Consider the following 16,861-nt stretch of genomic DNA (forward strand, 5'->3'; position numbering starts at 1 on the left):
CTCTTCTCGTGCGCGCCGGGTTGTCGGTGGGCGGGGGCAGGATGTGGGTGTCCGGCGGGCTTCTCGGGACGGGACGCGCCTACCTGCGGTTATCGAACTTGTGTTCGCTCTTTGGTGTGAACGCCTTGACGGCGGGCTCCTGGCCAGGGTTTACTTGAGCCAGTCGAACAAGGGTTCGATCTTCGGTCGGGTCGGGAACGACCTGCGGTGCGGTCCAGGGGCGGGGTGCCCGGGCCTGCCGGTGACCGGGGACTCCGGGCGTCGCGGGGGCGCGCGGAACGAGGGTGATCGGGACGGTGATGTCGAGGAAGGGACGCAACGGCAACGGCGGCGGTCCGCAGTGGAACGGGGACCGCCGGAAGTACTGAACTACCGGAAAGAAACTCCGGAGCGGTCGCCGTCGGGGGGCGGTCGTTCCACGAGGTGGTGCCGTTCGGGTGCAGACGGCACGTCCTCACCGCTGTCTCCCCACAGCGGACGTGGGTGCCCGAGACGGGGTCGGGCATCCCTGCGAACGAGGTGGGGAGACAGCGGATGTCCGCGAGCACGTCCTTGGTGGCGTTGGACGGGGTGACCACGGCTCACGGGGTGTCCGTGGCCACCTCGGTCGCCGAGGCGGGTGGCGATCCCGTTGCGGGACGGGTGCTGCCCGCGCGGGCGGAATTCGCCGCCGTGCTGCCATGGCCAGGCCTGCGCCGTGGCAGCACGGTGGCGGTGCACGAATCGACTTCCCTGCTGTTCGCCCTGCTGTCCGAGGCGACGGCGGAAGGATCTTGGGCAGCGGTCGTCGGGCTCCCGGGGATCGGCTTGACCGCGGCGGCCGAGGCAGGCGTGGAGTTGTCCCGGCTGGCCTTGGTGCCGAACCCGGGGGACGACCCGGTCGCCGTGATCGCGGCCCTGCTGGACGGGGTGGATATGGTGGTGGTCGGCCGCCCGGGACTGGTGACCGAGGCCGACGCCCGCCGGTTGTCCACCCGGGCCCGGCACCGCGGTGCGGTGCTGCTGCCGTTCGGTGCCTGGCCGGGTGCCGAAGTGCGGTTGCGGTGCGGGCAGGCGCGGTGGCGCGGTGTGGGGCAGGGCCACGGGCACCTGCGGGAACGCGAGGTCACCGTGCGCGCGGGCGGACGCGGGGCGGCCTCCCGGCCGCGCTCGTGCCGGATGCTGCTGCCGGGACGCGGCGGGCCAGCGGCACCGCTGGAGTCCCCCGCGCCGTGGGAACCCGCCGCGCCGTTGGGGCCCGCCGCGCCGTTGGAGCCCGTGGCACCGCTGGAAACCGTGGCTTCGCTGGAAACCGCCGCTCGGCCGGGACCTGCGGCTCGGCCGGAACCGTCGACGCCGCTGGAACCGGTGGCGCCGTGGGAACCTGCGGCTCGGCCGGGACCGTCGACGTGGGAACCCGCTGCGAGGTCCACGGCCGCCACGGGTTCGGGCGGAGGAGCCGGTTCCGGGCGGAACGCGGGCTCCGACGGGGTGCCGGATTCCGCCGGTGGGGCGAGGTCCAACGATGTCGGGCCCCACGGCACCGGCCCAGGAAGCGCCTGCGCCAGCGGGGCGGTGAGGTCCAGCGGAGCAGCGCGGTCCAGCGGAGCAGCCGGGTCCAGCGGGGCAGCGGCGCGGTGCGCGCTGCGCCCGGTGCGGAGCGGCGATCGTGCCGGCTGACGTCACCCGCCCCACTCCACCCCGGTCGGCCGGGGCTCCGGCCGCGGGGCACGACTCCGCGGTGCGGCGGTTCCTGGTGTGGTGCCCGGACTGGCCGGTGGTGGCGGCCTCCCGCGCCGACGACCTCGACCCGCTGGCACCCGCGGCCGTGTTCACCGCGAACCGGGTGCTGGCCTGCTCGGCGACCGCCCGGGACGCCGGGGTCCGGCGCGGGATGCGGCGCCGGGAAGCGCAGGGCCGGTGCCCGGAACTCGTGGTGTCCGAACACGACCCGGCGCGGGACGCGCGGCTGTTCGAACCGGTGGTGGCCGCGGTCGAGCAGTTGACCCCGGGCGTGGAGGTCGTGCGTCCGGGGCTGGTGGCGGTGCCCGCGCGCGGCCCCGCCCGCTACTTCGGGGCGGAGGAGACCGCCGCGGAACGGCTCGTCGACCAGGTCGCCGCGCGGGCCGGGGTGGAATGCCAGGTGGGCGCGGCCGACGGCCTGTTCGCCGGGGTCCTCGCGGCCCGGCGCGGCGTGCTGGTGCCACCGGGCGGGAGCCGGGAGTTCCTCGCTCCGCTCGGCATCGGCGAGATCGACCAGCCCGCGCAGCGGCTCACCGCGAACCGCGCGGAACTGGTGGACCTGCTGCGGCGCTTGGGGATCCGCACGCTCGGCGAGTTCGCCGCGCTGCCCCCCGGCGACGTCACCACCCGCTTCGGCTCCGACGCGCTGCTGGCGCAGCGCTCCGCGCGCGGCGAGGAGGAACGCCCGCCGGACCGGCGCCGCCCGGAACCGGAGCTCACGGTCACCGAACGGCTGGACCCGCCGGTCGATCGGGTGGACGCGGCGGCGTTCGCGGCGAAGGCGCTGGCCGAGCGGCTGCACCGGTTGCTGGCGGAACGCGGCGTCGCCTGCACGCGGCTGGGCATCGCCGCGCGGACCGAGCACGGCGAGGAACTGCACCGGGTGTGGCGGTGCGCGGAACCGCTGACCCCGGCCGACACCGTGGACCGGGTGCGCTGGCAGCTCGACGGCTGGCTCAGCGCCCGGTCGCGGGAACCGCGCCCCACCTCGGGGGTGGCGGTGCTGGCGCTGTCCCCGGAGGAGGTCGTGGGTGCGGGCGGGCTCCAACTGGACCTGGTGCGCTCGGCGACCGGTGCCGCCGACGCCCGTGCGGGACGCGCGTTCGTGCGCGTGCAGGGGCTGCTCGGGCCGGACCGGGTGCTGGTGGGCGTGCCCTCCGGCGGTCGGGACGCGCGGGACCGCGTGACGCTGGTGCCGTGGGGCGCGGAACGCCACCCGCGGCTGGAACCGGACCGCCCGTGGCCGGGGCGGATTCCGGCGCCGTCCCCGTCGGTGCTGCCCGAGGAACCGTGGCCCGCGACGGTGCTCGACGAGTCCGGAGAACCGGTGCGGCTCACCGCGCGAGCGGAGCTGACGGCGCCACCCCGGCGGGTGCTGGTGCGCGGTCGCGGCCGGGAGATCGTCGGCTGGGCCGGTCCGTGGCCGCTGCGGGAACGCTGGTGGGACCAGGGCCCCGGCAGGCGGGAGGCGCCGCTGATCGTGCGGCTGCAGGTGGTCCTCGCCCCGGACACCGGAGCGGACGAATCCCGGGCCGGCGGCGGCCAAGACGACCGGCACGACCAGGAAGACCAGGAAGACCAGGAAGACCCGGGCGAAGTGGCCCTGCTGCTGGTGCACGAGGACGCCGCCTGGTGGGTGCAGGGGGTGTACCGATGAGCTGGTTCAACCCGCCGCAGAGCTGGTCGGAGCTGGAGAAGGCGTTGTCCGGCGCCGGGCCCCCGCCGCGCGACGAGCGCTATCCCGCCGACGACGACCCCGAGCGGACCCGCGCGCCCCACGGGGACGGCGGCGAACCCGCGCCCGCCGAAGTCCCCTACGCGGAGCTGCACGCGCACTCGCACTTCAGCTTCCTGGACGGCGCCGGCCACCCGGAGGAGCTGGTCGCCGAAGCCGCCCGCCTCGGCCTGGAAGCGGTGGCGCTGACCGACCACGACGGCATGTACGGGGTGGTGCGCTTCGCGGAGGCCGCCGCCGAGCACGGCGTGCGCACCCTCTTCGGCGCTGAACTGGGCCTGGGCAGCGGCGGCGGCCGGGCTTCCGCCCGCACCGGCGAACCGGACCCGCCGGACCGGCACCTGCTGGTGCTGGCCCGCGGCCCGGAGGGCTACCGCCGGTTGTGCCGGGCGATCACCACGGCGCAGCTGCGCGGCGGGGAGAAGGGCCGCCCGCACTACGACCTGGCGGAGCTGGCGGCGGAGGCCGCGGGGCACTGGCTGGTGCTGACCGGCTGCCGCAAGGGCGCGGTGCGCGCGGCGTGGACCGAGGGCGGGACGCCCGCGGCCGCGGCGGAGCTGGACCGGCTGGTGGCGCTGTTCGGCGCCGAGAACGTGGCCGTGGAGCTCACCGACCACGGGCTGCCGGAGGATTCGGTGCGCAACGACGCCCTGTTCGAGCTGGCGCGCAGCCGCGGGCTGCGGGCGGTGGCGTCCACGGCGGCGCACCTGCCCTCCCCGGAGCGGGAGCGGATCGCCGCGGTGCTGGCGGCGATCCGGGCGCGCGGCAGCCTGGACGAGCTGGACGGCTGGCTGCCGCCGTCGGCGGGCGCGCACCTGCGGTCCGGCGCGGAGATGGCTCGCCGGTTCGCCCGCTACCCGGGGGTGGTGGCCGCGGCCGCCGAGCTGGGCCGGGAGTGCGCGTTCGACCTGCGGCTGGTGGCGCCGCGGCTGCCGCCGTTCGACGTGCCGCCGGGCCGCACGGAGGCCCAGCACCTGCGGGAGCTGACGATGCGGGGCGCGCTGGACCGCTACGGCCCGCCGGAGCGGAACCCGGCCGCGTACCGGCAGCTGGAGCACGAGCTGGCGGTGGTCGAACGGCTGGGCTTCCCCGGCTACTTCCTGGTGGTGCACGACATCGTCCGGTTCTGCCAGGAGCAGGACATCCTGTGCCAGGGCCGGGGTTCGGCGGCGAACTCGGCGGTGTGCTTCGCGCTGCGGATCACGAACGCGGACCCGGTGCGCTACGAGCTGCTGTTCGAGCGGTTCCTCGCCCCGGAGCGGGACGGCCCGCCGGACATCGACCTGGACATCGAGTCGGACCGCCGCGAGGAGGTCATCCAGTACGTGTACGGCCTGCACGGCCGCACGCACGCCGCCCAGGTGGCGAACGTGATCTCGTACCGCCCGAAGTCGGCGGTGCGGGACGTGGCGCGGGCGCTCGGCCACTCGCCGGGCCAGCAGGACGCGTGGAGCAAGCGGGTGGAGTCCTGGCACGAGCTGCCCGCGGACGAGGAGATCCCGGCGCAGGTGCGGGAGCTGGCGGACCAGCTGATCGGTTTCCCCCGCCACCTGGGCATCCACTCCGGCGGCATGGTGCTGTGCGACCGGCCGGTGAGCGAGGTGTGCCCGGTGGAGTGGGCGCGGATGCCGGGCCGCACGGTGCTGCAGTGGGACAAGGACGACTGCGCCGCCGCGGGGCTGGTGAAGTTCGACCTGCTGGGGCTGGGCATGCTCTCGGCGCTGCACTACGCGATCGACCTGGTCGCCGAGCACCACGGCCGCCGGGTGGACCTCGGCGAGCTGGACCTGGCCGACGACGCGGTGTACGAGATGCTGCGCCGCGCCGACGCGATCGGCGTGTTCCAGGTGGAGAGTCGCGCGCAGCTGGCGACGCTGCCGCGGTTGAAGCCGCGCGAGTTCTACGACCTGGTGGTGGAGGTGGCGCTGATCCGCCCCGGCCCCATCCAGGGCGGTTCGGTGCACCCGTACATCCGCCGCCGCAACGGGCTGGAGGAGTGGGACTACGAGCACCCGCTGATGGCGGGGGCGCTGGCGAAGACGCTGGGCGTCCCGCTGTTCCAGGAGCAGCTGATGCAGCTGGCGGTGGACGTCGCGGGCTTCTCGCCCGCGGAGGCCGACGAGCTGCGCCGGGCGATGGGCGCGAAGCGCTCGGGAACGCGGATGCGGCGGCTGCGGGACCGGTTGTTCGCGGGCATGGCGGCGAACGGCATCGGCGACGAGCTGGCGGAGCGGGTGTACGCGCGGCTGCTGGCGTTCTCGAACTACGGGTTCCCGGAGAGCCACGCGTTGAGCTTCGCGCTGCTGGTGTTCGCCAGCGCCTGGTTCAAGCGCTACTACCCGGCGGCGTTCTGCGCGGCGCTGCTGAAGGCGCAGCCGATGGGGTTCTACTCGCCGCAGTCGCTGGCCGCGGACGCGCGCAGACACGGCCTGCGGGTGCTGGGCCCGGACGTGAACGCGAGCCGGGTGCGCGCCGACCTGGAGCCGGACGAGCGTTCGGACGGCGGGCAGGCGGTGCGGCTGGGCGTGGCGTCGGTGCGCACCGTCGGCGAGGCCGTCGCGGAGCGGCTGGTGGCGGAGCGGGCCGAGCACGGCCCGTTCGCGGACCTGCCGGACGTGGTGCGGCGGGTGGGCCTGTCGGCGCCGCAGATGGAGGCGCTGGCGACGGCGGGCGCGTTCGGCTGCTTCGGCCTGTCCCGCCGGGAGGCGCTGTGGAACGCGGCCGCCGCGGCGGCGGACCGGCCGGACCGGTTGCCGGGCACCACGGTGTCGGCGGCGGCGCCGGTGCTGCCGGGGATGGACGGGGTGGAGCTGGCCGCGGCGGACGTGTGGGCGACGGGCGTGTCGCCGGACAGCTTCCCGGTGCAGTTCGTGCGGTCCCGCCTGGACGGTTGGGGAGCGGTCCCGGCCGCGGGGCTGGCGGAGGTGGCGCACGGGACGCGGGTGCTGGTGGGCGGTGCGGTGACGCACCGGCAGCGCCCGAGGACGGCGGGCGGCATCACGTTCCTGAACCTGGAGGACGAGACGGGGATGGTCAACGTGGTGTGCTCGCCGGGCCTGTGGGCGCGCTACCGCTCGGTGGCGCGGGGCAGCGCGGCGCTGCTGGTGCGCGGGACGGTGGAGCGCTCCGAGGGGGTGGTGAACCTGCGGGCGGACCGCTTGCAGCGCCTCGACATGAGAATTCCCTCGACATCCCGCGACTTCTGTTGACTGCTGTTCCCCCTTTGCTGCGAGGGGGTGGGGTGGCGGAACCTCAGCGGTTCCCTCGCTGCGGGATCGATTTCCCAAGTGGCTCCGCCACGAGGGAAATCGCTGTCCTCGCGAGGAAACCGCTGAGAACCCGCGGGTGGTCCGGTTGCTTTGGTGGTCGTTGGCTCAGCGGCTTCGCCGCTGACAGGAATGGTCAGCCGACCGGTTCGCAGCGGCGGAGGGCGAGCAGCACGTAGGTGCGCACGGCCTGCTCCAGGTCGGCGAGGGGCACGTGCTCGTCGTGGGCGTGCGCGTAGCGGATGTCGCCGGGGCCGAACTGCAGCGTCGGCACGCCGGCGGCCGCGTACAGGCGCAGGTCGGTGCCGTAGGGGGCGCCGAGCACCCGCGGTTCCGCACCGCCCGCGTCGCGGATCGCGCCGCGGGTCTCGTCCAGCAGCGGGTGGCCCGCCGGGAGCCGCCCGCTGGCGAACACGCCGCCGGGCCAGCTCACCCGCACCGGGTGCTCGGCGAGCCACGGGTCGGCGGCGCAGGCTTCGGCGACGGCGGCGGTGAACTCGGCCTTCGCGGTGTCGAGGTCCTCGTCCAGCCGCACCCCGTACCGGCCTTCGGCGACGGCGAGGTCGGGCACCGTGCTGGCCCAGTCCCCGGCGCGCACCACGCCGACCGACAGCGGGTACGGCAGGTCCAGGTGTGCGACCAGCGGATCCGGGTCGGCGTTGCGCCGCGCCTCCAGCTCCCGCAGCGCGGGCAGCAGCCCGGCGAGCCCGTCGACCGCGTTCACCCCGCGCAGCCGGGTGGAGCCGTGCGTGCTCTGCCCGGGCACTTCCAGCCGGAAGGTGAGCGAGCCGCCGTTGGCGGCGACGACATCGCCCCCGCTGGGTTCGGCGAGCACGACGGCCTGCGCCCGGTGCCCGCGGCGCAACGTCGCGAACGCGCCGAGCCCGCCGTCCTCCTCGCCGACGACCGCGTGCACCCCGACGGGCCGCCGCAGCGGGATGCCCGCGGTGCGCAGCGCCTCCAGGGCGCCGAGGAACGCCGCGATGCCGCCCTTCATGTCGCAGGTGCCGCGGCCGGCGGCGACGCCGTCGTGCACGCGCAGCGCGTACGGGTCGCGGTCCGGCCAGCGGTCCAGGTCGCCGGGCGGCACCACGTCGGTGTGGCCGCAGAACACCAGCGCCGGTTCGCCGTCGCCGAGGACGCCGACGCAGCCGTGCGCCACGTCCCGTTCGGCCTCCTGGCCGGGGAAGCCGGGCTGCGCGGCGAGCTCGTCGAGGTCGATGCGCCAGTGGTCCACCCGGTGCCCGAGCCCGCGGAGCCGGTCGGCGCACCACTGCTGCGCGTCCTGCTCGCCGCGGCTGCCGCCGACGCTGGGGATGGCGACGAGCTCCCGCAGGTCCCGCAGCACCCCGTCGAGGTCGATGGCCGCCAGCGCGGCCCGTTCGAGGTCGGTGCGGGCGGGTTCGCCGTGCTCAGTGCTGCTGCGCGAGGTGGTCACGACCCGAGTGTGGCGCATGGTCGTCGGGCGCTGGAGGGCTGCTACTACCATTCCGGCGTGGCCGAGGGCGACAAGATCGAGCGCGAGTTCGAGATCGGGAAAGACGGGCTGGGCGGCATCGTCGTGGGCATGGACGGCAGCCCGGCGAGCTTCCACGCCGCCTCGTGGGCGGCGGGACTGGCCCGTCGGGAGCGAGCGCGCCTCGTCCTGGTCTACGTGGAGGCCGTGGGCGGCGTCGCCTACTGGTCCCCGATGGGGGTGGCGGTGGCCAGCGAAGCCGCCGAGAGCCTCGTCGAGGAGTTGAAGAAGGAGGTCGTGGCGCACCTGCGCTACATCGACATCGACTGGGACTTCGTGCACCACCGCGGTGATCCGGCGGTGGGCCTGGAGCAGGTCGCCGAGCAGTACCGGGCCGACCTGATCGTGGTGGGCCGGTCCCGGCGCCGCGGCGGACTGCTGGGCACGGTGCCCGCGACGCTGGTGGTGGAAGCGGTGCGGCCGGTCGTCGTGGTCCCCTGATCATTCCCACTATTAATTGAAAGTTCGATCAATTCGCTGTGCGTGGTGCCGATACCGCCGAATGGCGGAAGTGCGGATGAGCGCGTTGAACTGGCCTCATCACCGGTCCATCCGTGTGAGGATGTCGGGCATGAGCGAGGACGGGCCCGGATTCGAGGAAGGGCCGAACACCGTGTGCTTCACCTGCGCCGGTTTCCGGAAGGTGAGCGAACCGCGGTTGTACGCGATCCAGGCCACCCGGGAGACCGAGACGGGCATGTCGATGGGCGAATGGCGGAGCTGCCCGCACTGCGGCGGATCAGGCAGGTTGCCGGGGTTGCAGCCGCCGAGCTGAGCGGCCGCCCGGCACCGCCGCGAAAGCCGGACGCGCGGCCGGGACCGTCGGTGCTTTCTGCGAAGCTGGCCGCATGCAAGAGGATCTGCGCACCCTCGGCGAGGACTTCTCCGACGCGGTGCTGACCGGTGCGGAATGGGACGGCCGTGAATTCGCGCACTGCGATTTCACCGATGCCGACCTCGGTCTGCTGCGCGCGCGGAACTGCGTGTTCACCGAATGCACCTTCCGCCGCACCGATCTCGCCGAGTCGCGGATCCGGGCGTGCGCGTTCCGCTCCTGCCGGTTCGACCGGGCGGTGCTGCGCGATTCCCGGTGGGAGGGGTGCAGCCTGCTCGGTTCGTCCTTCGTGGACTGCCGGTTGCGGCAGTGGAAGCCGGGGGAGACGGACCTGACCCTGGCGGGGATGGGCCGCGCCGACCTGCGCGGGCTGGACCTGCGCGGCGTCCGGTTCCGGGAGGCGAACCTCGGCGAAGCCGACCTGCGCCGCTGCGACCTGCGGGAGGCCGACCTGATGGGCGCGCGGCTGCTCGGCACCCGGTTCGAGGAGGCCGACCTGCGCGGCGCGATCATCGACGCCGACGGACTCGCGCAGAGCGTGCTGGCGGGCGCACGGGTGGATGTGAACACCGCCCTGGCGTTCGCCGCCGCGAAGGGCCTCCGCGTCGACTGACCCACCCGCGGGCCGCGCCCCGGGAAAGGAGAACCGGCACCGCCCGCGAGGGGCGATGCCGGTTCTCCGGACCTGCTCCGAACCTCATTCCATCGGCGGGCGCTGGGCGTCCCCGATCTCCTGGAGGGTGCCGTCGGCGACGAGGTCGCTGACCGAGCCGGGCAGCACGTAGGCCGTGCCCCCACCGGGCTGCTCGAACCACGGCACCGCCGTGCCGCGCAGCGCCTGCAGGGGTCGCTGCACGCGGAACGCCGCGTACCCGCGGGTGGACCACTGCGGCGGCAGCGACCGCTGGTTGTACGGCGTGTGGGCCGCGTAGGTGACGTTGCCCGCCGGGTCGCCGAAGCGGTCCAGCTCGGTGCCGGGCTGCAGCACGAGGTTGCGCCGGTCCCGGTACAGCGTCAACGGCGGTTCGCCGCGCAGCGGCTGGATGTTCCCCGTCGTCTGCTGCTGTTGCTGCGACGGGTGCGGCTGCTCACCGGGGGCGTTCTGCGGCGGGCGCTTGATCGGCCCGCCGGGACGGCCCTGCGGTTCGCCCTGCTGCGGGGCCTGGCCCTGCGGTCCCGGTCCCTGCCGCGGCGGTCCGGCCATGCCCGGCCCGGACGGGCCGGGACGGCGGTCGGCGCCCCCGGTCGGAGCGGCGCCGGGGCCGCCGTGCGGGCCCTGCGGTCCGGGCGCGCCCGGACGTCCCGCCTGGTCCTGCTCGGGGCGCTGGCCGCGCTGCGGCAGCGGCGGGTTCGCCGGGCCGCCCTGCGGGCCGGGCTGCGGGGCCTGCGGGTGCTGCGAGCCCGGCTGCACGGGACTCTGCACCCCCGGTGCTTGGGCACCCGGTGCCTGCGCCGCCGGGTTCTGCGCCCCCGGGTTCTGGGCAGCCGGGTTCTGGGCGAAGCCGTTCGGCGCCGCCCCGTTCACGTTCGGCATCGGCTGGAACCGGGTCGCCTCCGCGTCCGGTGCCGCCGGCTGGAAACCGCCCTCGTCCGCGGGTTCCTGCTCGGGGGCCTGGTTGGCGGTGAACAGGAAGTGCCCGCCGGTACCGGGCGCGGGCTGGCGCTGCGCGGGTTCGGCCGGGGCACCGCGGCGCGGCAGGTCGCCGAGCGCGGAGCGCTGGTCGGCGGCGTCCGCGGACTCCCGCTCCGGCTCGGCCTGGTGGTCGGCGGCCTGCGCTTCGGCGGCGTCGACGGCCGGGGTCCCGGCCGCCTGCGCTTCGGCGGACTGGGCGTCGAACGGCTGGGCGTCGAACGGCTGGGCGTCGACGGACTGGGCCGCGAAGGGCTGCTGCGCCTCGAAGACCTCCGCCTCGGCGGGCCGGGCTTCCGGGGTCTCACCGAGATCCCGGGCCGCGCGGTCACCGCGCTGCGGGAGCTCGGCGGCCTCGTCCGCCCGGTGGTCGGTGAACAGACCGGCCGCGGGGGAGTCGGGCGTGCTGCCGAACGCGGCGAACCGCTCCGAGCGACCCGGCTGCTCCACTTCGGACCCGTCCGCGGTGGCGAACCCGGCGGGTTCCGGCTCCGGCGCGGGCGCGGCGGGTTCCGCGGTGTCCGCGTCCGGACGCGGGGATTCCGGACGCGGGGATTCCGGCCGCGAGGGCTCCGAACGCAGCGGCTCCGCCGGCGGGGCTTCCGCCGGCGAGCGCCGCCGCTGGTCCTCGGCAGCGGGCAGCGGCTCGGTGCTGGACAGCAGCAGGCTGCCGAGCAGGAAGGCCGCCGCCTGGTCGGCGTGCTCGAAGTGGACGTCGCCGTGCAGGTCGTCCTCGCCGGCGGTCACCACCCAGCCGGGCTCGTCGCGCAGCAGGCAGCGCGCGTCGGGGGAGTGGCTGCCGACGCGGTACTCGCCGCCGTCCACGCCCAGCTCGATGAGCCGGTCGTGCAGCCGCGCCAGCACGGCCTGCGTCTCGTCGAGGTCCTCGTCCGCGCCGCTGCCGAGGCCGTGCCGCGAACCGGACTCCTCGGCCACGTCCTCGTCCAGGCCGAGCCCGGCGGGAGCCTGGTCGACCGGCTCGTCGTCGTGGGTGATCAGCGGGAGCCCGGCGTCCGGCGCGGAGTCCTCGGCCGGCTTCTCGCGGCGCCCGAGCACCGGGGTGCCCGGTTCGAAAGCGGCCTCGGGTTCCTCGCCGTGCGTGATCAGCGGCGGTTCGGCGTCGGCCGGGGTGCGCTCGGCGGGCTTCTCGCGGCGGCCGAGCACCGCCCCGCTCGACTCGAACGCGTGCTCCTCCCGCCACGAGTCGCCGGGCCGGTCGATCTCGGTCGGCTCGGCGGGCGCGGGCAGCCGCACCGCGTAGTCCTCCTCGACGCGCGGCGTCTCGCCGGTGGCCTGCTCGTCGTACCCGTCGTGCTCGGGCTGGTCGAACAGCTCGCGCACCGCGGCGTCCCGGGTGCGGTCGTCCACCTCGCCGAGCGCGAAGCGGCGCGAGCGGATGTGCTCGACGAGCTCCGGCTGCGGCGGCACGCCGTACTGCATCAGGTAGTAGGGCACCGCGCCCGGCCACACCCACGTCCCGTCGGTGTGCCAGGTCGAGGGCACCGAAGCGGGGGCGTTCGGGTCGAGCAGGTCGTCGTCGTTGTCGCGGGACGCGAGCACGATCGGCGCGTTCTCCAGGTAGTGGCGCAGCGCGCCGATCTCGTCCTGGGGCACCGGCGCCCGGGTCGCCACCAGCGGGCGGCCCTGGTCGTCGAAGTCGTCGAACACCAGCGCCGTCCGGAATTCCGCGTCCGGGTCGTCCGCCGCCGGCGGTTCCGCGGCGAACGCGGCCGGTTCCGGCTCGTGCTGCTCGCCGCGGCGCGACTCCCGGCGCGGGAGAGCGGGGGCGGCCTCCTGCGCGGGGTGGTCCTGCCGCGGCGGTTCGGTCTGCTGCGCGGGCGCTTCCGGCTGCTGGCCGGCCTGCTCCGCGGGCGCGGTCGCGCCGTCCAGCTTCTCCCGCATCCAGTCCGGCACGTTGTCGTCGGTGCGCGGGTAGCGGCGGAGCTCGTCGACGTACGCGGCGCGCGGCAGCGGGCGCTGCCACTGCGGCTCGGCGTCGAAGTTGATGTCGATGCGGTAGCTCGACGGGCGCTCCACCACGTAGAGCGCGCTGAGCCACGTACCCACGTCGGGGCGGTACATGCCTTCCCGCAGGTGCTCGAAGATCCCCCACAGCTCTTCGGGCGGCTCCCACGGCTCGGTGCCACCGTCCTGGGCGGCGACCTCCCCGAGCAGATCCTGGTACTCGCCCGTGGCGCGGTACTCGACCGTGATCTGCTGCCAGTCCTCAGGTGCGGCCTGCAACAGCAGGACGCCGATCCTGCGGGCTATCTGTTCCTGCTCTTCCGGACTGATCGCTGTCGGACGCGACATGGGTGACATCCTCCCCCTCTCAACCGGGCCCACCGACCCCGCCCCGCGAAAACGCTACTCGAAGGGTCGTTCGTGGTGTGTCGTCCCGGGTGAGTTCGGTGCAGTGGTTCGGCGCCGTGGGTGCGGCGGTGATCGTCGGGCGGGTCGTTCCGAGCTCCAAAGCCTGCCTTGTGGACGTCCGGAGCGACATCACACCACCAGGTGTGATCCGCCGTACGAAAATCGCTGGCCGTTGCGGACGCCGACCGGCACAGTGAACCGCGTGCTGCGCCCGTACCTGTTGTTGGCCCAGGTTCCGCACGCGTTCACGCTGCTCGGCGCAGGTCTGCTGGCTCGATTGCACCAACCGGCGATCAACCTGGTGCTCACGTTCCTGATCGCGGACCGCACCGGTTCTTACACGGCCGGTGGTGTGATCGGCGGCGCGATCACCGTCGGTCAGGCCGTGGCGGGTCCGGTGCGCGGCCGGGCGGCGGACCGCGCGGGGCCGACCGGAGTGCTCCTGATCACGGGGTGCGGTTACGGGCTGGGGCTGTTCGCGATCGCGTTCCTGGCAGGTCCGGACAGCCGGCTGCCCGCGCAGTGGTGGTGGCTGCTGGTTCCCGTGGCGTTCGCCACGGGACTGTCCTTCCCGCCCGCGGGCCAGGTGGGGCGGGCCGTGTGGGTGCGGATCGCGGACGGCCCGGCCCGGCAGGCCGCGTTCGCGGTGGAGGCCACGGCGCAGGAGCTGCTGTTCGTGGTCTCCCCGATCCTCGCCGCGTTCGTCGTCGCCGTGCAGGGCGCGTTCGCCGCGACCGCGTGGTGCGGGGTGATCGGCGCGGCCGGGGCGGCCGTGTTCGCGTTCGTGCTGCGCCGGGCCGGGATCGACGCGGTGCCCGCGGCAGGAGAGCGGTCCGGGGGTGAGCCGCTGTTCGCCGCGCGCGGGTTCGCGCTGGCGCTGGGGTTCACCTGCCTGATGATCGGCGGGGTGATCTCGGTGGACCTGCTGCTGGTCGGCTGGGCGCGGGACCGCGGCACCCCGGAGCTGGCCGGCTACCTGGCCGCGGTGTGGGCGGTCGGCTCGCTGATCGGCGGGCTGCTGCTGGGCGCGTCGGCGCGGCGGCCCCGGCTGTGGCTGCGCGGTGCGCTGGTGGCGGCGGGCGTGGCGGTGCTGGTGCCGGTGTTGCCGCCGGTCGCCGATCCCGGGTCGCCGTGGCTGGTGAGCGCGGTGCTGCTGGTGGGCGGCCTGGCGATCGCGCCGACGTTCGCGGCGAACAACGCGCGGATCGGCGAACTCGCCCCGGCGGGCAGGCGGGTGGAGGCGTTCGGCTGGCTGGCGAGCGCGGGCATGGTCGGGTCCGCGATCGCGGCGCCGCTGACCGGGGCGCTGCTGGACGCGTCCGGGCCCGCGGCGGCCGCGGCGGCGGGGACCGCGCTGGCGCTGGCCGCGGTGTGCCTCGCCGCACATCCGAGCGTGCGGACTCGGTCCGCGGAGGACACTCCCGTCCCGTGAGTGCTGAAGCTTCCGCCACCCGCGGCCGAGCCCTCGGCATGGCCGGTGCCGTCCTGGTCGGAGTGGTGCTGTCGGTGCAGTCGCGGCTCAACGGCGCGCTCGGCGCGCAGCTCGGGGACGGGCTCGGGGCCGCGTTGATCTCCTTCGGTTCCGGGCTGGTCGTGCTGCTGCTGGCCACCCCGTTCCTGCCCGTCGCGCGCGCGGGCCTGCGCACGGTGCGGACGGCCCTGCGCGACGGGGGCCTGCGCTGGTGGCAGTGCCTCGGCGGTGTCGCGGGCGGGTTCCTCGTGTTCGGGCAGGGCCTGTCGGCGGCGGCGCTGGGCGTCGCGCTGTTCACCGTCGCCGTCGTCGCGGGGCAGGTCGCCAGCGGGCTCGTCGTGGACCGGATCGGGCTCGGACCCGCCGGGCCGCAGCGGGGGACGGCACCGCGCGTGGTGGGCGCGGTGCTGGCGGTGCTCGCGGTGCTGGTCGCGGTGTGGGAGGAGCTGACCGGGTCCGGCGCGAGCTGGCTGATCCTGGTGCCCGCGCTCGCCGGGATCGGCGTGGCCTGGCAGCAGGCGGTGAACGGCCGGGTGAAGCAGACCGCCGGGTCGCCCGCCTCCGCCGCGGTGATCAATTTCGGGGTGGGGGCGACGGGACTGCTGCTGGCCTGGCTGGTGGAGGTCGCGGTGCGCGGCCTGCCCGGTCCGCTGCCGCCGCAGCCGTGGCTGTACCTCGGCGGAGTGCTCGGCATCTTCGTGATCGGCGGCGCCGCCGCGCTGGTGCACCGCACCGGGGTGCTGGTGCTGAGCATGGGGATGGTCGCCGGCCAGCTGTTCGGGGCGCTGCTGCTGGACCTGCTGGCACCCGCGCCCGGCACCAGCGTGCCGCTGACCACCGTCGTCGGCGTCGCCCTCACGTTCGTCGCGGTCGCCGTCGCCTCACTGCCGGACCGGTTCGCCCGAGCGTGATCCCGCCGGACCAGCCGGGCCCGCGTCTGCCACGATGAGCAACCGTGAGCGCCACGATCCTGGACGGCAAAGCCACCAAGAACGCGATCTACGAGGAGCTGCGCGGCCGCGTCGCCGCACTCGCCGCGCGCGGCGCCACCCCCGGGCTGGGCACCGTGCTCGTCGGCGACGACCCCGGGAGCCAGTCGTACGTGCGCGGCAAGCACAACGACTGCGCCAAGGTCGGCATCGCCTCGCTGCGCCGCGACCTGCCCGCAGACAGCAGCCAGGCCGACCTGGAGGCGGTGCTCGACGAGCTCAACGCCGACCCGGCCTGCACCGGCTACATCGTGCAGCTGCCGCTGCCCGCGCACCTCGACGCCGGTCCGCTGCTGGAGCGCGTCGCCCCGGACAAGGACGCCGACGGGCTGCACCCGATCAGCCTCGGCCGCCTCGTGCTCGGTGAACCCGCGCCGCTGCCGTGCACCCCGCGCGGCATCGTGGAACTGCTGCGCCGCCACGACGTGCCGCTGGACGGCGCGCACGTCGCCGTCGTCGGCCGCGGCATCACCGTCGGCCGCCCGCTGGGCCTGCTGCTGACCCGCCGCGGCGAGAACGCCACCACCACCCTCTGCCACACCGGCACCCGCGACCTGGCCGCGATCGTCCGCACCGCCGACGTCGTCGTGGCCGCCGCCGGGCGCCCGAACCTGATCACCCCGGACATGGTGAAGCCGGGAGCCGCGGTGCTCGACGTCGGCGTCACCCGCACCGAGGACGGCGTGGCCGGGGACGTGCACCCCGACGTCGCCGAGGTCGCCGGGCACCTCTCGCCGAACCCCGGCGGGGTCGGGCCGATGACCAGGGCGATGCTGCTCACCAACGTCGTGGAAGCGGCGGAGCGCCATGCCGCGTGACGGATCGGACGGTCCCCGCGGGCTCGGATCTACGATGACCCGGCAGTTCGGGCAAGCGTGGGAGGCCGGCATGAACGAACGCTTCGGCGACCGGGCGAAGTGGGCGGTGCACGTGCCGTTCGCGCTGGTGCTGCTGGTCGCGGCGATCGGATTCCTGCGGATCGCGATGCACGCGTGGCGGGAGGGCTCGATGCTGCTGAGCCTCGCGCTGCTGCTGGCGGCGGCCGCGCGGGCGTTCCTGCCCCAGGAGCAGGTGGGGCTGATCGCGGTCCGCTCCCGCACGGTCGACCTGATCCTCTACGGCGGGTTCGGGTTGGTGCTGCTAGCCGTAGCAGTGACCATCGTCGGCGGCCCACTGGATTTCTGAGCTTGGTCCCCGCTCGTCTTGGCCCGGTGGTGGGGTGGCGGAACCTCAGCGGGGTTTTGGGGGGGGGGGGGGGGGTGCGCGGGGGGGGCCCCCCCGGGGGAACAGGTGGACGGGCGCATAACCGGGTCAGCCCCCGGGG

Annotated in this window: 12 protein-coding genes; 10 read left to right on the forward strand and 2 right to left on the reverse strand. The window is 75.2% G+C overall.

All coding sequences use genetic code 11. The features are described 5' to 3' along the window. Positions 1-534: 534 nt before the first annotated feature. The 3 genes from LCD33_RS29510 to LCD33_RS25715 all read left to right on the forward strand — a co-directional run bounded on the left by LCD33_RS29510 (position 535) and on the right by LCD33_RS25715 (position 6,666). On the forward strand, positions 535-1,659 hold the full coding sequence (locus tag LCD33_RS29510; protein WP_308011331.1) for a hypothetical protein: 1,125 nt from the start codon (positions 535-537) through the stop codon (positions 1,657-1,659). A gap of 61 nt (positions 1,660-1,720) precedes the next feature. After that, positions 1,721-3,379, forward strand: coding sequence for a DNA polymerase Y family protein (locus LCD33_RS25710; protein WP_224968892.1), 1,659 nt, complete (start codon positions 1,721-1,723; stop codon positions 3,377-3,379). Beyond that, positions 3,376-6,666, forward strand: a complete 3,291-nt coding sequence (locus tag LCD33_RS25715; protein ID WP_224978365.1) for an error-prone DNA polymerase — start codon at positions 3,376-3,378, stop codon at positions 6,664-6,666. The genes LCD33_RS25710 and LCD33_RS25715 overlap by 4 nt, the downstream gene beginning before the upstream one ends. Before the next feature lie 193 nt (positions 6,667-6,859). Here LCD33_RS25715 and LCD33_RS25720 read toward each other — a convergent pair whose 3' ends face one another. Beyond that, positions 6,860-8,161, reverse strand: a complete 1,302-nt coding sequence (locus LCD33_RS25720) for an ArgE/DapE family deacylase (protein ID WP_224978366.1) — start codon at positions 8,159-8,161, stop codon at positions 6,860-6,862. Positions 8,162-8,170: 9 nt separating this feature from the next. Between LCD33_RS25720 and LCD33_RS25725 the strand changes: the two genes are divergently transcribed. The 3 genes from LCD33_RS25725 (at position 8,171) to LCD33_RS25735 (ending at position 9,687) form a co-directional block, all read left to right on the forward strand. Then, a complete protein-coding gene (locus tag LCD33_RS25725; protein WP_224978367.1) occupies positions 8,171-8,680 on the forward strand; it encodes a universal stress protein in 510 nt (169 codons plus the stop codon). Positions 8,681-8,810: 130 nt separating this feature from the next. Next, entirely contained in the window at positions 8,811-9,014 is a 204-nt protein-coding gene (locus LCD33_RS25730) for a hypothetical protein (protein ID WP_224957946.1), read from the forward strand. Between the two features lie 73 nt (positions 9,015-9,087). Further along, positions 9,088-9,687, forward strand: a complete 600-nt coding sequence (locus LCD33_RS25735; RefSeq protein WP_224957944.1) for a pentapeptide repeat-containing protein — start codon at positions 9,088-9,090, stop codon at positions 9,685-9,687. Positions 9,688-9,771: 84 nt separating this feature from the next. On the opposite strand, the gene LCD33_RS29225 is transcribed toward LCD33_RS25735, so the two are convergent. After that, positions 9,772-13,017 (reverse strand): glycohydrolase toxin TNT-related protein, encoded by a 3,246-nt coding sequence (locus LCD33_RS29225; RefSeq protein ID WP_304612918.1) that lies wholly within the window; start codon positions 13,015-13,017, stop codon positions 9,772-9,774. A gap of 262 nt (positions 13,018-13,279) precedes the next feature. Between LCD33_RS29225 and LCD33_RS25745 the strand changes: the two genes are divergently transcribed. The 4 genes from LCD33_RS25745 to LCD33_RS25760 all read left to right on the forward strand — a co-directional run bounded on the left by LCD33_RS25745 (position 13,280) and on the right by LCD33_RS25760 (position 16,722). Continuing rightward, complete coding sequence (locus tag LCD33_RS25745; protein WP_224967909.1) at positions 13,280-14,509, forward strand: MFS transporter; 1,230 nt, start codon at positions 13,280-13,282, stop codon at positions 14,507-14,509. Next, positions 14,506-15,459, forward strand: a complete 954-nt coding sequence (locus LCD33_RS25750) for a DMT family transporter (RefSeq protein WP_224957933.1) — start codon at positions 14,506-14,508, stop codon at positions 15,457-15,459. Before LCD33_RS25745 ends, LCD33_RS25750 begins: the two co-directional genes overlap by 4 nt. Before the next feature lie 44 nt (positions 15,460-15,503). Beyond that, positions 15,504-16,355: a bifunctional methylenetetrahydrofolate dehydrogenase/methenyltetrahydrofolate cyclohydrolase gene (locus LCD33_RS25755; protein WP_224957932.1), complete on the forward strand. Its 852-nt coding sequence runs from the start codon at positions 15,504-15,506 to the stop codon at positions 16,353-16,355. 70 nt (positions 16,356-16,425) lie between these two features. Beyond that, positions 16,426-16,722, forward strand: coding sequence for a DUF3017 domain-containing protein (locus tag LCD33_RS25760; RefSeq protein WP_224957931.1), 297 nt, complete (start codon positions 16,426-16,428; stop codon positions 16,720-16,722). The last annotated feature ends 139 nt before the right edge of the window (positions 16,723-16,861 follow it).

Source organism: Saccharopolyspora sp. 7B (assembly GCF_020177435.1).
Classification (GTDB): domain Bacteria; phylum Actinomycetota; class Actinomycetes; order Mycobacteriales; family Pseudonocardiaceae; genus Saccharopolyspora_C; species Saccharopolyspora_C gregorii.

What these genes read in the sequence shown, in the direction of transcription:
- LCD33_RS29510 (WP_308011331.1), top strand. Translation starts at nt 535, where the DNA reads ATGTCCGCGAGCACGTCCTTGGTGGCGTTGGACGGGGTGACCACGGCT.
- LCD33_RS25715 (WP_224978365.1), top strand. Translation starts at nt 3,376, where the DNA reads ATGAGCTGGTTCAACCCGCCGCAGAGCTGGTCGGAGCTGGAGAAGGCG.
- LCD33_RS25730 (WP_224957946.1), top strand. Translation starts at nt 8,811, where the DNA reads ATGAGCGAGGACGGGCCCGGATTCGAGGAAGGGCCGAACACCGTGTGC.
- LCD33_RS25735 (WP_224957944.1), top strand. Translation starts at nt 9,088, where the DNA reads ATGCAAGAGGATCTGCGCACCCTCGGCGAGGACTTCTCCGACGCGGTG.
- LCD33_RS29225 (WP_304612918.1), bottom strand. Translation starts at nt 13,017, where the DNA reads ATGTCGCGTCCGACAGCGATCAGTCCGGAAGAGCAGGAACAGATAGCC.
- LCD33_RS25760 (WP_224957931.1), top strand. Translation starts at nt 16,426, where the DNA reads ATGAACGAACGCTTCGGCGACCGGGCGAAGTGGGCGGTGCACGTGCCG.